At 73.4% G+C, this 13,945-nt stretch carries 10 protein-coding genes; 7 read left to right on the forward strand and 3 right to left on the reverse strand.

The genetic code is table 11. The features are described from left to right. The 3 genes from pflB to AB5970_RS07790 all read right to left on the reverse strand — a co-directional run bounded on the left by pflB (nucleotide 1) and on the right by AB5970_RS07790 (nucleotide 6,454). Nucleotides 1-2,274 (reverse strand): formate C-acetyltransferase, encoded by a 2,274-nt coding sequence (gene pflB / locus AB5970_RS07780; protein WP_370503357.1) that lies wholly within the window; start codon nucleotides 2,272-2,274, stop codon nucleotides 1-3. Nucleotides 2,275-2,355: 81 nt separating this feature from the next. Next, nucleotides 2,356-4,239, reverse strand: coding sequence for a 1-deoxy-D-xylulose-5-phosphate synthase (gene dxs / locus AB5970_RS07785; protein WP_370503358.1), 1,884 nt, complete (start codon nucleotides 4,237-4,239; stop codon nucleotides 2,356-2,358). Nucleotides 4,240-4,369: 130 nt separating this feature from the next. Continuing rightward, nucleotides 4,370-6,454, reverse strand: a complete 2,085-nt coding sequence (locus AB5970_RS07790) for a glycogen debranching N-terminal domain-containing protein (protein ID WP_370503359.1) — start codon at nucleotides 6,452-6,454, stop codon at nucleotides 4,370-4,372. A 204-nt stretch (nucleotides 6,455-6,658) separates the two neighbouring features. On the opposite strand from AB5970_RS07790, the gene AB5970_RS07795 reads away from it, so the two are divergent. The 7 genes from AB5970_RS07795 to AB5970_RS07825 are packed head-to-tail and all read left to right on the forward strand — an operon-like array spanning nucleotide 6,659 to nucleotide 13,945. After that, nucleotides 6,659-7,699, forward strand: a complete 1,041-nt coding sequence (locus tag AB5970_RS07795; protein ID WP_370503360.1) for a LacI family DNA-binding transcriptional regulator — start codon at nucleotides 6,659-6,661, stop codon at nucleotides 7,697-7,699. Nucleotides 7,700-7,750: 51 nt separating this feature from the next. After that, complete coding sequence (locus AB5970_RS07800; RefSeq protein ID WP_370503361.1) at nucleotides 7,751-9,022, forward strand: sugar ABC transporter substrate-binding protein; 1,272 nt, start codon at nucleotides 7,751-7,753, stop codon at nucleotides 9,020-9,022. A gap of 36 nt (nucleotides 9,023-9,058) precedes the next feature. After that, complete coding sequence (locus tag AB5970_RS07805) at nucleotides 9,059-10,186, forward strand: carbohydrate ABC transporter permease (RefSeq protein WP_370503362.1); 1,128 nt, start codon at nucleotides 9,059-9,061, stop codon at nucleotides 10,184-10,186. After that, nucleotides 10,183-11,052 carry a carbohydrate ABC transporter permease gene (locus tag AB5970_RS07810; RefSeq protein WP_370503363.1) on the forward strand — a complete coding sequence of 290 codons (870 nt, stop codon included), beginning with the start codon at nucleotides 10,183-10,185 and terminating at the stop codon, nucleotides 11,050-11,052. The genes AB5970_RS07805 and AB5970_RS07810 overlap by 4 nt, the downstream gene beginning before the upstream one ends. A gap of 57 nt (nucleotides 11,053-11,109) precedes the next feature. Beyond that, nucleotides 11,110-12,564, forward strand: coding sequence for a GuaB1 family IMP dehydrogenase-related protein (locus AB5970_RS07815; RefSeq protein ID WP_370503364.1), 1,455 nt, complete (start codon nucleotides 11,110-11,112; stop codon nucleotides 12,562-12,564). 5 nt (nucleotides 12,565-12,569) lie between these two features. Beyond that, the gene (locus tag AB5970_RS07820) at nucleotides 12,570-13,262 is read left to right on the forward strand and encodes a type 1 glutamine amidotransferase (RefSeq protein WP_370503365.1); all 693 of its coding nucleotides are present in this window, start codon (nucleotides 12,570-12,572) and stop codon (nucleotides 13,260-13,262) included. After that, nucleotides 13,259-13,945, forward strand: coding sequence for an NUDIX hydrolase (locus tag AB5970_RS07825; RefSeq protein WP_370503366.1), 687 nt, complete (start codon nucleotides 13,259-13,261; stop codon nucleotides 13,943-13,945). Before AB5970_RS07820 ends, AB5970_RS07825 begins: the two co-directional genes overlap by 4 nt.

The raw sequence follows: 13,945 nt of genomic DNA on the forward strand, positions 1-13,945 counted from the left end.
TCAGACCGAGCCGTGGAACGTCCGCGACAGCACGTCGAGCTGCTGCTCGCGGGTGAGCCGCACGAAGTTGACCGCGTACCCGGACACCCGGATGGTCAGCTGCGGGTACTCCTCGGGGTGCTCCATGGCGTCCTCGAGCGTCTCGCGGTTGAGCACGTTGATGTTCAGGTGGTAGCCCGACGACATCATGTAGGCGTCCAGCAGGCCGACCAGGTTGGACACCTGCTCGTCGCGCGTGCGCCCCAGGCCCGTCGGGATGACGGACGAGGTCAGCGAGATCCCGTCCTGCGCCTCGGCGTACGGCAGCTTGGCCACCGACAGCGCGGAGGCAAGCATCCCGTGCGCGTCCCGCCCGTTCATGGGGTTGGCGCCCGGCGCGAACGGCTGGCCGGCGCGGCGGCCGTCCGGCGTGGAGCCGGTCGACTTCCCGTAGACGACGTTCGACGTGATGGTCAGCACGGACTGCGTGTGCACGGCGTCGCGGTAGGTGGGCGTCCGGCGGAGCTTGGCCATGAAGGACTCGACCAGCCACACCGCGATGTCGTCGGCGCGGTCGTCGTCGTTCCCGTACGCCGGGTAGTCGCCGTCGATCTCGTACTCGGTGACCAGGCCGTCGACCGTCCGCACGGGGCGGACCGAGGCGTACTTGATGGCCGACAGCGAGTCGGCGACGACGGAGAGGCCGGCGATGCCGCACGCCATGGTCCGCAGGACCTCGCGGTCGTGCAGGGCCATCTCGAGGCGCTCGTACGCGTACTTGTCGTGCATGAAGTGCACGCAGTTCAGCGCGTCGACGTAGGTCTCGGCCAGCCAGTCGAGCATCCCGTCCAGCTTGGCGACGACGTCGTCGTAGTCGAGCACGTCGCCGACCACGGGCGCCGCCGGAGGGGCGACCTGCTTGCCGGTCATCTCGTCGCGGCCGCCGTTGATCGCGTAGAGCAGCGCCTTGGCCAGGTTGACCCGCGCGCCGAAGAACTGCATCTGGTGGCCCACCCGCATCGGAGACACGCAGCAGGCGATCGCGGCGTCGTCACCCCAGGACTCGCGGATGAGGTCGTCCGACTCGTACTGCAGCGCGGAGGTGTCGATGGAGACCTGCGTGCAGAACCGCTTGAAGCCCTCGGGCAGGCGGTCGGTCCAGAAGATCGTCAGGTTCGGCTCGGGCGCCGGGCCCAGGTTGTACAGCGTCTGCAGGTACCGGAAGGAGGTCCGGGTCACCAGCGTGCGCCCGTCCTCGCCCATGCCGCCGATCGACTCGGTGACCCACGTGGGGTCGCCGGAGAACAGCTCGTCGTACTCGGGCGTGCGCAGGAACCGGACGATGCGCAGCTTGATGACGAGGTCGTCGATCAGCTCCTGCGCCTGCTGCTCGGTGAGGCACCCGGCGGCCATGTCCCGCTGCAGGTAGACGTCGAGGAAGGTCGAGGTGCGGCCCAGCGACATCGCCGCGCCGTTCTGCTCCTTCACCGCGCCCAGGTAGGCGAAGTAGAGCCACTGCACGGCCTCGCGGGCGGTGGTCGCCGGCCCGGAGATGTCGTAGCCGTACGACGCCGCCATGACCTTGAGCTCCTGCAGCGCGCGGATCTGCTCCGCGTTCTCCTCGCGGTCGCGGATGACGCCCTCGGACGAGCGCTGCTTGTCGAGGTCGATGCGGTCCTCACGCTTGGCCGCGATCAGCGCGTCCACGCCGTAGAGCGCCACGCGGCGGTAGTCGCCGATGATCCGACCGCGCCCGTAGGCGTCCGGCAGGCCGGTGATGAGGTGCGCCGAGCGGGCCGCGCGGACGGAGGGGGGGTACACGTCGAAGACGCCGTCGTTGTGGGTCTTGCGGTACTTGGTGAAGATCTCGCCGACGATCGGGTCGGGCGCGAACCCGTAGGTCTCGAGCGACTTCTCGACCATCCGGTAGCCACCGTTGGGCATGATCGCGCGCTTCAGCGGCGCGTCGGTCTGCAGGCCGACGATCAGCTCGTGGTGCCGGTCGATGTAGCCGGGCTCGTGCGAGGTGATGGTCGACGGCGTGTGCGGGTCGATGTCGTAGACGCCGCGGGCGCGCTCCGCCGGGAACATGGCGGTCAACCGGGCCCACAGGGCGGTCGTGCGGGGGGTGGCCTCGCTCAGGAACGAGGCGTCGCCGGTGAACGGCGTGTAGTTGCGCTGGATGAAGTCCCGGACGTCGATCCGGTCCACCCACGGCCCGGTGGCGAAGCCCGTCCAGGCCGGGTGCACGGCCGAGTCGTGACGCTGGTTCGCGGACAGTGTGCTGGTGGACATCTCTGCTCCTCCGACGTAGTCGATACCTCGACGTTACGGAGGTGGGATGACTTCGTCGTGGGACCTAAGGCCTCAGGTGGGTCAGGATGTACGGCCCAGGGCGGCGAGTGTGTCGCGCGCCACGTCCGCCGGCCGCAGGCGCAGCTCGGTGACCAGCTGCTCGCGCGTGGCGTGGTCGAGGAAGGCGCGCGGGATGCCGAACGCCTGCACGGGGGTGGCGATGCCTGCCTCGCCGGCCCGCTGGGCCACGTGGGACCCCAGGCCGCCGTCCACGATCCCGTCCTCGATGGTGACCACGTGGTCGTGGTCCCCCACCAGCTTGGTGAGCGCCGCCGAGACCGGGATCGCCCAGCGCGGGTCCACCACCGTGGCCCGCACGCCGTGCGCCGCGAGCACCTCGGCCGTCTCGAGCGCCGTCGGCGCCATCGCGCCGTACCCGATGACGAGCACGTGGGGGGCGTCGGCGGGGCCCTCGTGGCGGGCGAGCACGTCGATGCCGTCCAGGTGGTCGACCGCCGGCACGGGGTCGACCAGCGCACCCTTGGGGTAGCGCACGACCGTCGGGGCGTCGTCGACGTCCACGGCCGTGCGCAGCGCGTCGCGCAGCGTCTCCTCGTCGCGCGGCGCGGCCAGCCGCAGGCCCGGCACCACGCCGAGCATCGCCATGTCCCACATGCCGTTGTGGCTCGCGCCGTCGGACCCCGTCAGGCCCGCCCGGTCCAGCACGAACGTCACGCCGGCCTTGTGCAGCGCGACGTCCATGAGCACCTGGTCGAACGCCCGGTTGAGGAACGTCGCGTAGACGGCCACGACCGGGTGCAGCCCGCCGAAGGCCATGCCCGCCGCCGAGGTCGCCGCGTGCTGCTCGGCGATCCCCACGTCGAAGACGCGCTCGGGGAACTCGGCCGCGAACGGGGCGAGCCCGACCGGCTGCAGCATGGCCGCCGTGACGGCGACGACGTCCGGGCGCCGACGCCCGATGCGCAGCAGCTCGTCCGCGAAGACGCTGGTCCACTCGAACCGCGACGGCGCCACGGGCAGACCGGTCTCGGGGTGGATCTTGCCGACGGCGTGGAACCGGTCCGCGACGTCCTGCTCCGCGGGGGTGTACCCGCGGCCCTTCTCGGTGATCACGTGCACGATCACGGGGCCGCCGAACGCCCGGGCGTTGCGCAGCGCCTTCTCGACCGCGCGCACGTCGTGCCCGTCGACGGGGCCGACGTACTTGATGCCGAGGTCCTCGAACATGCCCTGCGGCACGAGGACGTCCTTGAGGCCCTTCTTCATGCCGTGCAGGGCCTCGTAGGTGGCGCGTCCGGGCGGACCCGAGCGCCGCAGCGTCCGCTTGCCCCAGGACAGCACGTTCTCGTACCCGCGCGTCGTGCGCAGCGTGTCGAGGTGGTGGGCCAGGCCGCCGATGGTCGGGGCGTACGAGCGGCCATTGTCGTTCACGACCACCACGAGCCGCCGGTCCTGGCCGGCCGCGATGTTGTTCAGCGCCTCCCAGGCCATGCCGCCGGTGAGCGCGCCGTCGCCGATCACGGCCACGACGTGCCGGTCGCCGCGCCCGCGCAGCTCGTTGGCCTTGGCGATGCCGTCGGCCCAGCTCAGGGCCGTCGAGGCGTGCGAGTTCTCGACGACGTCGTGCTCGGACTCGGCGCGGCTGGGGTACCCGGACAGGCCGCCCTTGCTGCGCAGCTGCGAGAAGTCGCGGCGGCCGGTGAGCAGCTTGTGCACGTAGGCCTGGTGCCCGGTGTCGAACACCATGGTGTCCAGCGGCGACTCGAAGACCCGGTGCAGTGCGATCGTCAGCTCGACGACGCCGAGGTTCGGGCCGAGGTGACCCCCGGTGCGGGAGACCTGGTCGACCAGGAACGCGCGGATCTCGGAGGCGAGGTCGTCGGCCTGGCCCGGGGTGAGCCGACGGACGTCGTCCGGGGAGCTGATGCGGTCGAGCTGACCCATGCCGGGACCCCTCCTCCGGTACGCGGCGACGATGCCGCACCGTGCGGACGCCGAAAGCAGTGACCACACTCTAGGACGCCCCGCCGCCGTCGGCACGACGCCGCAGGTCAGGCCCGGTGTCCCGGACGCCTCACGACGCCGTGCGGGCCGCTCCGAGCACCGTCACGGGCGCGTCGGTGCGCACCAGTGCCACCCCGTCGGCCCCCAGCCGCACGTCGAGCGGCACGCCGGCCAGGCGCAGCCCCCGGACGTCCAGGGCACCGACCGGGCTGGGCGCGGTCGGCCGGACGCCGAGCGTGCCGCCGGGCACGTCCGGGTCGAGCCCGAGCGCCGCGACGAGGACCGTGACCGCCGACGCCGCGGACCAGGCCTGCGGTCGGCACGCCGCCGGGTACGGCACGGTGCGGGGGACGTCGCCACGGGCGTCGCCCGACCAGAGCTCCGGCAGGCGGAAGTCGAAGTCGTCGCCCGCCGCGAGCAGCCCGTCGACCAGGGAGGCTGCCTCGCGCGCGTGACCGCCCCGGGCCAGCCCCGCGACCACCACGGCGGTGTCGTGCGGCCACACCGCACCCCCGTGGTACCGCAGCGGCCAGTAGCCGGCCGACTCCGACGACATGGTGCGCAGCCCGCGCCCCGCGTCCATGTCGGGCCGACCCAGCCGGGCGGCCACCAGCCGCTCCTCGGCGGGGGTGAGCAGGCCGGTGCCCAGCACGTGCCCGATGTTGCTGGTCACGGTGTCCACCACGGCCTTGTCCGCGTCCAGCGCGATGCCGGGATAGGCCCCGTCCGGGGAGTCCACCCAGAAGGAGGCCCGGAACCTGTCGGCCAGGCGCGCCGCCCACGCGCGCCAGCGGTCGGTCCCGGGCCGCCCGAAGGCCTCGAGGACGGCGGCGCCGGACATCGCCGCCTCGTACGCGTACCCCTGCACCTCGACGAGCGCGATCGGACCCGTCGCCAGCCGCCCGTCCCGCCACTGCACCGAGTCGCCGGAGTCCTTCCAGCCCTGGTTGGCCAGCCCGCGCCCGGTCCCGTCGACGTACTCGAGGAACCCGTCGTCGTCCGCGTCGCCGTGCTCGACCATCCACGCCAGGGCGCGCTCGACCGCGGGCAGCAGCGCCTCCACCTCGTCGACCGGCATGCCCCACCGCCAGGCGTCGTGCAGGAGGCACACCCACAGCGGCGTCGCGTCGACCGTGCCGTAGTACAGCGGCGGCAGGGCGAGACCGTGCTCGGGCATGAGCAGCTCGGTGCGGCGGACCTCGTGCAGGATCTTGCCCGGCTCCTGTGCGCTGGCAGGGTCCGAGGTCCGGCCCTGCCGCGCCGCGAGCGTGCGCAGGGTGCCCGCGGCGAGCTCGGTGCCCAGCGGCAGCAGCATGCGCGCGGCCCAGAGCGAGTCGCGGCCGAACAGCGTGAAGAACCACGGCGCCCCGGCGGCCAGGAAGACGTCGTCGGGCGCGAACGCGGCGGACATCCGGAGGGTCGCGAGGTCGTCCAGCGCCTGCCCCAGCAGCGCGGGCAGGCGGCGGTCGTCGGCCACGACCTGCGGGACCGACCACTCCGGACCCGGGCGGGACGGCGCCTGCACCACGGCGGCCGCGTCGGCGACCTCGAGCCGCCACTCCAGGACGACCGGGGCTCCGGCCGCGATCTCGACGTCCCACCACAGCACCGCCTGGCCCTGGTCGCCGTCGAGCGCCACGGCGGCACCCGGCGCGGTCAGCGAGGCGGTGAGGTCCGCCCCGGACCGCCACCCGAGCCGTCCGACGGACGCGGTCGAGTCGTCGTGCACGTCCACCGCGACGGCCGGGCGGCCACCCTTCACCTGCTCCATCGGCGTGGCGTCCGCACGGACCAGCAGCTCGACGCGCGCGCGCAGGGGTTCCGGCGTCGAGCAGGACAGGACCAGCCGCTCGTCGACGGCGCCCGGGCGCACGGTGCGCACGCGGTCCAGGCGGGCCGTGGGGTCGGCCCCGGGCCCGTCCACGGCCCGGGTGAGCGCGACGACCCGCACCCGGCCCGGCCCGTCCGGCGCGGCGGCCACGGTCTCCGGCTCCACCCCGCCGACGCGCACGCAGGCCGCGGACAGCACCCGGACGTCGCCGTGGTGGACGCCCTGGGCCCCCGAGGCACGGATCTGGCCGTCGGGGCCGGACCACGCCTGCGTCGGGGCGAGGACGGCCGCGAGCAGGTCGTGGAGCAGCGGCTGGAGGTCCATCGTCGGTCTCCCTCGTCGTCGGGGGCGCGTGGGCCGGTCGGCGCCGACCGCGACGCCGCGGGCGTGACCGAACCGTGACCTCGTGCCGACCGCGAGCAGTTGACAGCCCGCGCCGTGCTGGCAACTCTAGGACCAAACATTTGAGCGTTCCAATCCCGACGTCCTCGAGTTTTGATCGTTCATATCGGCCGCGAAGGAGCAGCCATGGAGGCGAGCAGCCGCGCCACGCTGGAGCACGTCGCCCGACGCGCCCAGGTGTCCCGCCAGACCGTCTCGAACGTGCTCAACGCGCCCCACCTCGTCCGCCCCGACACCACCGAGCGCGTGCGCGCCGCGATCGAGGAGCTCGGCTACCGGCCCAGCACCGCCGCGCGCCAGCTGCGCACCGGCCGCTCCCACGTGCTCGGGCTGCGCATCGAGCCCGTGCGCGACGGCATCAACGGCGCGGTGCTCGACCGGTTCCTGCACGCGCTCACCGAGCGGGCCCAGTCGCACGGCTACCGCGTCATGCTCTTCACGGCGCCGGACGACGAGCGCGAGATCCAGCAGTACGACGAGCTCCTCGAGACGGCGGACCTCGACGCGTTCGTGCTCACCAGCACGCACCACGGCGACCGCCGGACCCAGTGGCTCGGCGAGCGCGACGTGCCGTTCGTGACGTTCGGGCGGCCGTGGGACGCGGTGCAGGGTCCGGCCGTCGACGACCACCCGTGGGTCGACGTCGACGGGGCCGCCGGCACGCGCGCCGCCGTCGAGCACCTCCAGCAGCTGGGCCACCACCGGATCGCCCTGATCGGCTGGCCCGACGGGTCGGACGTGGGCGCCGACCGTCGCCGCGGATGGCACGACGCCCTGCGGCGCGCCGGCTGGGCCGAGGACGGGTTGGCGCCGCTGGAGGCCGCGGTCCCCGACGGCGTCGCCTCCGGCGAGCACGCCGCCCGTCTGCTGCTGGAGCAGGCGGAGCCGACGGCCTTCGTGTGCGCGAGCGACTCGCTCGCCCTCGGTGCCCTCGCCGCGGTCCGCGGCCTGGCCGCCCCGCCCGCCGTCGTCGGCTTCGACGACACGCCCGTGGCCACGGCGCTCGGCCTCACCAGCGTCGCCCAGCCGCTCGCCGAGGCGGCCGACCGCGCCCTCGGCCTGCTCCTGCGCCGCCTCGACGGCGGTGCGGGCCCCGTCCCCGACCCGCACGTCCTGCTCACGCCCCACCTCGTCGTCCGCGCCTCCAGCACTCCTCCACCTGCCTGACCCCCACCGTGCGTCGCAACGATGCGCGCACCCGATCGAAGGGCCACCACCATGCGCTCAGCACCCCTGCGCCGCCGCACCCTCGCGGCGCTCACCGCCGGCACCGCCGGACTCCTCGCCCTCACCGCCTGCAGCGGCGGCGGCGGCTTCGACGAGGGCGGTGACGCGGGCGCGTCCGCCACGAGCAGCGGCGGCGGCGACCTCCGCGTGCTGATCGGGTCGAGCGGCGACGCCGAGACCGAGGCGGTGAATGCCGCGGTCGACGCCTGGGCGAGCGACTCGGGCACCAAGGCCACGGTCACGGTCGCGTCCGACCTCGCGCAGGAGCTCAGCCAGGGCTTCGCCTCGGGCGACCCGGCGGACGTCTTCTACGTCAGCGCCGACGCGTTCCAGGGCTACGCCGCGAACGGGTCCCTGCTGGCGTACGGCGACCAGCTCGCGGCCAAGGACGACTTCTACCCCTCGCTCGTCGACCAGTTCTCCTACGACGGCAAGCTCTACTGCGCCCCGAAGGACTTCTCGACGCTCGCGCTGGTCATCAACACCGACGACTGGGCGGCCGCCGGCCTCACCGACGCGGACATCCCGACCACGTGGGACCAGCTGACCAGCGCGGCCGGCAAGCTCACCGCCGACGGCCGGACGGGGCTCGGCTTCAGCGGCGAGTACGCGCGCATCGGCGTCTTCCTCGCGCAGGCCGGCGGGGCGATGGTCAGCGAGGACGGCACGACCGCCACCGTGAACAGCGACGAGAACGTCGCCGGCCTCACCTACGTCAAGGACCTGCTCACCTCGGGCAGCGGGGCGTACGCGTCGACGCTGGGCACCGGGTGGGGCGGCGAGGCGTTCGGCACCAACAAGGCCGCCATGACCATCGAGGGCAACTGGATCACGGGTGCCATGAAGAACGACTACCCGGACGTGAAGTACAAGGTCGTCCCGCTGCCCGCCGGTCCGGGCGGCCAGGGCACGCTCCAGTTCACCAACTGCTGGGGCATCGCGGCGGACTCCCCCAACCAGGAGGCGGCCATCGACCTCGTCCAGTCCCTCGTCGCCACCGACCAGCAGCTCGCGTTCTCCAAGGCCTTCGGCGTCATGCCGTCCGTGAAGTCCGCGGCCGACGGCTGGCGCGCGCTCTACCCGGACATGTCCGCCTTCATCGACAGCGCCGACTTCGCGCAGAACGTGGTCAACGCGCAGGGCGCGGGAGACGTGATCACGGACTTCAACGCACAGCTCGAGGGACTGGCGACCGGTGACCCGAAGGCCATCCTCGACTCCGTGCAGACGAGCCTGCAGGCCGCCCTCGACGACGCGTCCTGACCTCCCGCGGCACCCGCTCCCGGACGAGGAGGACACGTGACCACCGCGACCGCGGCAGCGGCACTGCGTACCGGCCGACGACCCGGCGACCCCTCGGGTCGTCGGCCGGGCGGGTCGCTGCGGCAAGGGCCGGCCGGCTGGCTGTTCGTCACCCCGATGCTGGTGATCCTCGGGCTGTTCCTCGTGGTGCCCGTGCTCATGGCGGCCTGGGTCAGCGTGTCCGACTGGAACGGGCACGGCAGCCCGTTCGGCGCGGACGTCGGGTTCGTGGGCGCCCAGAACTACACCGACCTCCTGCTGGGCACCGGGCTGGCCACCAAGGACTTCGGCACGTCGCTGCGCAACAACGCGTACTACGTGCTGCTCGTGGTCCCCCTGCAGACCGGCCTCGCGCTCTTCCTCGCCGTCATGGTCAACCGCAAGCTCTTGCGCGGCCGGGGCTTCTTCCGCACCGCGTTCTACTTCCCCTCGGTGACCAGCACCGTGGCCATCACGGTCCTGTGGCTGTTCCTGTTCTCCGCGACGGGCGCGGTCAACAGCGCCCTGGCGTGGCTCGGGATCAACGGGCCGAACTGGTTCGCCGACCCCCGGGGCGTCCTGCACCTGCTGCTCGGGGCCGTGGGGGTCGACACCGCGCCGACGGCCCTCGCCTCCCACGGCATGCTCGGGATCACCTGGTGGGAGTGGCTCGCCGGTCCGAGCGTCGCCATGAGCGCGTACATCCTCATGGGGATCTTCACCACGTCCGGCACCTTCATGCTGCTCTTCCTGGCGGCGCTCCAGGCGATCTCCGGCGACGTCGAGGAGGCGGCGGTCATGGACGGCACCAGCGGGTGGCAGCGGTTCTGGTACGTGACGCTGCCGATGCTCCGGCCGACGGTGTTCACGGTGGTCACCCTCGGGCTGATCGGGTGCTGGCAGGTCTTCGACCAGATCTACACGGGCACCCAGGGCGGCCCGGCGAAGACCACGCTGACCCCGGCATACCTGTCGTACACCGCGGCGTTCAACAACCAGGACTGGGGCCGGGGCGCCGCGATCGCCTTCATCCTGTTCGCGATCATCGTCGTCCTCACCGCCCTGCAACGGGTGGTCCTGCGGGAGCGCGACGGCGTGCCCCGCCGCCGACGAGCGCGCGCCGCCCGGGAGGTGGTGGACGCATGACCGCCGACGCCGTCCCGACCCCCGCACGTGCCCGACGCCGTCCGCGCCGGCCCGGCAGCATCGCCTTCTACGTGCTGCTCGGCCTGCTGGCCGTGCTGTACGTGTACCCGTTCCTCGTGCAGGTCTCCACGTCCTTCAAGACCGACGCCGAGGCCGCGACCAACGCCCTCTCGCTCGTCCCGCAGACCTGGACCACGGCCGCCTACGAGCGGCTGTTCCGGCACTCCGACTACCCGCTGTGGTTCCGCAACTCGGTCATCGTGACGCTCGCCGTCACGCTCGGGCGGGTGTTCATCGACGCGCTCGCCGGCTACGCGCTGGCCCGGCTCCGGTTCCGGGGTCGCGGGCTGGTGTTCGCCGGCGTCATCGGCGTCATGGCGGTGCCGGGCGTCGTGCTGCTCATCCCGAAGTTCCTGGTGATCAAGCAGCTGGGCATCTACAACACGTTCGGCGGCCTCATCATCCCGCTCCTGGCGGACGCGGCCGGCGTCTTCATCATGAAGAACTTCTTCGAGTCGATCCCGCCGAGCGTCGAGGAGGCCGCGCGGATCGACGGCGCGGGCACGTTCCGCATCTGGTGGTCGGTGGTCCTGCCGATGGCGGCTCCCGCGCTGGTGACCATCGTCATCCTGTCGTTCCAGGGCTCGTGGAACGAGCTCTCGCACTTCATCGTCGCCTCGCAGGACCCCGGCCTGGTCACCCTGACCAAGGGCGTCGCCCAGCTGGCGTCCGGGGCGCTCAGCGCGGGCACCCAGTACCCCCTGAAGCTCGCGGCGGCGGCCATCATGACCGTCCCGGTCGCCGTGCTGTTCTTCGTCTTCCAGCGGCGCCTGATGAACGTGAGCAGCGGTGCCGTGAAGGAGTAGGACGCCTGCCCGGTTCCCCACGGCACCGACTATCATGGATCGGAAAGGGGAACTCCCATGCGCTTCCTGCCCGGCCACGCGGCCACCTCCGACCTCACCTACGGCGACGTCTTCCTCGTCCCGTCGCGTTCCGAGGTCGCCTCCCGCTTCGACGTCGACCTCACGGCCGTCGACGGCACCGGCACCACCGTCCCGATCGTCGTCGCCAACATGACGGCCGTCGCCGGCCGCCGGATGGCCGAGACCGTCGCCCGTCGCGGCGGCATCACGGTCCTCCCGCAGGACGTGCCGACGGACGTGGTCGCCGAGGTCATCGCCTCGGTCAAGGCGCGGCACACCGTGATCGAGAGCGCCGTCGTCGTCAGCCCGCACGACACCGTGCACACCGCCCTGACCCTCATCGGCAAGCGCGCGCACGGCGCGGCGGTCGTGGTGCAGGACGGCCGCCCGGTCGGCGTCGTGACCGAGGCCGACTGCGGCGGCGTCGACCGCTTCACGCAGGTGTCCGAGGTGATGAGCGCGCAGCCCACCACCGTGGACCTCGCCGTGGTCGAGCAGGGCGGCCTGCGCGGCCTGGAGGCCGCGTTCGAGCAGCTGCACGCCTCGCGCCGCAAGTTCTCCCCCGTGGTCCGCGACGGCGAGCTGGTCGGCGTGCTCACGCAGGTGGGGGCGCTGCGCTCGTCCGTCTACCAGCCGGCCGTCGACGCGGGCGGGCGCCTGCGGGTGGCCGCCGCGGTCGGCATCAACGGGGACGTCAAGCAGAAGGCCCTCGAGCTGCTCGAGGCCGGCGTCGACGTGCTCGTGGTCGACACCGCGCACGGGCACCAGCGCAAGATGCTCGACGCGCTCGGCGCGGTCCGCTCGCTCGACCCGCAGGTCCCCGTGGTCGCGGGCAACGTGGTCACCGCCGAGGGCACGCGGGACCTCATCGCCGCCGGCGCGGACATCGTCAAGGTCGGCGTCGGACCCGGCGCCATGTGCACCACGCGCATGATGACCGCGGTCGGCCGTCCGCAGTTCTCGGCGGTGCTGGAGTGCGCCGCCGCGGCCCGCGCGCTCGGCAAGCACGTCTGGGCCGATGGCGGCGTCCGCCACCCGCGCGACGTCGCGCTCGCCCTGGCCGCCGGCGCCTCGCAGGTGATGGTCGGCTCGTGGTTCGCCGGCACGCACGAGTCGCCGGGCGACCTGCACGAGGACGGCAACGGCCGGCTGTACAAGGAGAGCTTCGGCATGGCGTCGGCCCGGGCCGTGGCCGCCCGGACCCGCGGCGGGTCGGCGTTCGACCGCGCGCGCAAGGGGCTGTACGAGGAGGGCATCTCGTCCTCGCGGATGTTCCTGGACCCGCGCCGCCCCGGCGTCGAGGACCTCATCGACACCATCACCGCGGGCGTCCGCTCGGCCGCGACCTACGTCGGCGCCACGACCATCGACGAGCTGCACGAGCGCGCGGTCGTCGGCATCCAGTCGGCCGCGGGCTACGAGGAGGGGCGTCCGCTGCCCGACGGGTGGTGACGGGCATGCGCCCCGTCCTGGTGATCACGCACGCCCCGCACGAGGGTCCCGGCCTGATCGCGCGCGGGCTCGACGCCCCGATCCGCGTGCGCACCGTGCTCGACCTCGAGGACGCCCGGCTGCCCGGGCTCGACGAGGTGTCCGGCGTCGTCGTCATGGGCGGGCCGATGGACGCCGACGACGTGCCCGGCCACCCGGGGCTCGCGGCCGAGCGGGCCCTGCTCGCGGCCGCGGTCGACGCCGACGTGCCCGTGCTCGGCGTGTGTCTCGGCATGCAGCTGCTGGCGCTCGCGCTCGGGGCCGGGCTGCACCTGCGCGCGGCCACCGAGATCGGGTTCGCGCCGGTCGACATCGACGCGGAGGACCCCCTGCTCGGGGCGCTCGGCACCCGCCCGACGGTGCTGCACTGGCACTCCGACGCCGTCGACCTGCCGCCGGGTGCGACGCTGCTGGCCTCCACGGACGCCACGCCGGTCCAGGCGTTCCGCGCGGGCTGCGCGCTGGGCCTGCAGTTCCACCCCGAGCTCGACGCGGGGATGCTCGACCTCTGGCTCGCGACGCCGGACATGGTCGGCGAGCTCTCGCCGGACGAGGTCGAGGAGATCCGGGCCGCCGGCGCCCGGCACCTGCCCGGCCTCGTGCCGGCGGCGGAGAAGCTGTTCGCCGGCTTCGGCGAGCTCGTGCGGGCGCGCGGATGACCGACCGGACGTCGGAGGTCGGTGGGGCGCGCGCCGAGCTGCTCGACCTCTGCGCGCGCGGCCTCGACTGGCGCGTGGACCCGGCGCGCGTGCTGGACGACCCGTCGGCGGCCCGGCCCGCGGCGGTGCTCGTGCTCTTCGGCGTGCTGGACGCGCAGCCCGCCCGCACGGGCGAGCCCGCGGTCGCGCGTGACCTCGACGTGCTGCTCCAGCGCCGCTCGGGCACCCTCGGGCACCACGCCGGGCAGATCGCGTTCCCCGGCGGACGGCTCGAGCCGGTCGACGCCGGCCCGCGCGAGGCGGCCCTGCGGGAGGCGGTCGAGGAGGTCGGGCTGGACGCGTCCGGGGTCGAGGTGCTCGGTACCCTGCCGGCCCTGCCCGTGCCGGTGAGCAACCACCTGGTCACGCCCGTGCCGGCCTGGTGGACGCACCCGTCGGAGGTCGCCGCGGTCGACCACGCCGAGACGGTCGACGTGTTCCGGGTCCCCGTCGCGGACCTGCTCGACCCTGCCCACCGGGCCAGCGTCGAGCACTCGCGCTGGGGCCGCACGGTGCGGACGCCCGCCTTCACCGTCGACGGCACCGTGATCTGGGGCTTCACGGGGATCGTGCTCGCCCGGATGTTCGACGCGCTGGGCTGGGCCGTGCCGTACGACGTCCGCCGCACCGTCTCGGTCCGCTGA

The sequence above is a fragment of the Cellulomonas sp. ICMP 17802 genome, from assembly GCF_041295535.1.
Lineage (GTDB): Bacteria > Actinomycetota > Actinomycetes > Actinomycetales > Cellulomonadaceae > Cellulomonas.

Bases quoted from the DNA above. Each gene is read 5' to 3' on its own strand.
- pflB (WP_370503357.1), bottom strand. From the start codon at position 2,274: ATGTCCACCAGCACACTGTCCGCGAACCAGCGTCACGACTCGGCCGTG.
- AB5970_RS07800 (WP_370503361.1), top strand. From the start codon at position 7,751: ATGCGCTCAGCACCCCTGCGCCGCCGCACCCTCGCGGCGCTCACCGCC.
- AB5970_RS07820 (WP_370503365.1), top strand. From the start codon at position 12,570: ATGCGCCCCGTCCTGGTGATCACGCACGCCCCGCACGAGGGTCCCGGC.
- AB5970_RS07795 (WP_370503360.1), top strand. From the start codon at position 6,659: ATGGAGGCGAGCAGCCGCGCCACGCTGGAGCACGTCGCCCGACGCGCC.
- AB5970_RS07810 (WP_370503363.1), top strand. From the start codon at position 10,183: ATGACCGCCGACGCCGTCCCGACCCCCGCACGTGCCCGACGCCGTCCG.
- AB5970_RS07825 (WP_370503366.1), top strand. From the start codon at position 13,259: ATGACCGACCGGACGTCGGAGGTCGGTGGGGCGCGCGCCGAGCTGCTC.
- AB5970_RS07815 (WP_370503364.1), top strand. From the start codon at position 11,110: ATGCGCTTCCTGCCCGGCCACGCGGCCACCTCCGACCTCACCTACGGC.
- AB5970_RS07790 (WP_370503359.1), bottom strand. From the start codon at position 6,454: ATGGACCTCCAGCCGCTGCTCCACGACCTGCTCGCGGCCGTCCTCGCC.
- dxs (WP_370503358.1), bottom strand. From the start codon at position 4,239: ATGGGTCAGCTCGACCGCATCAGCTCCCCGGACGACGTCCGTCGGCTC.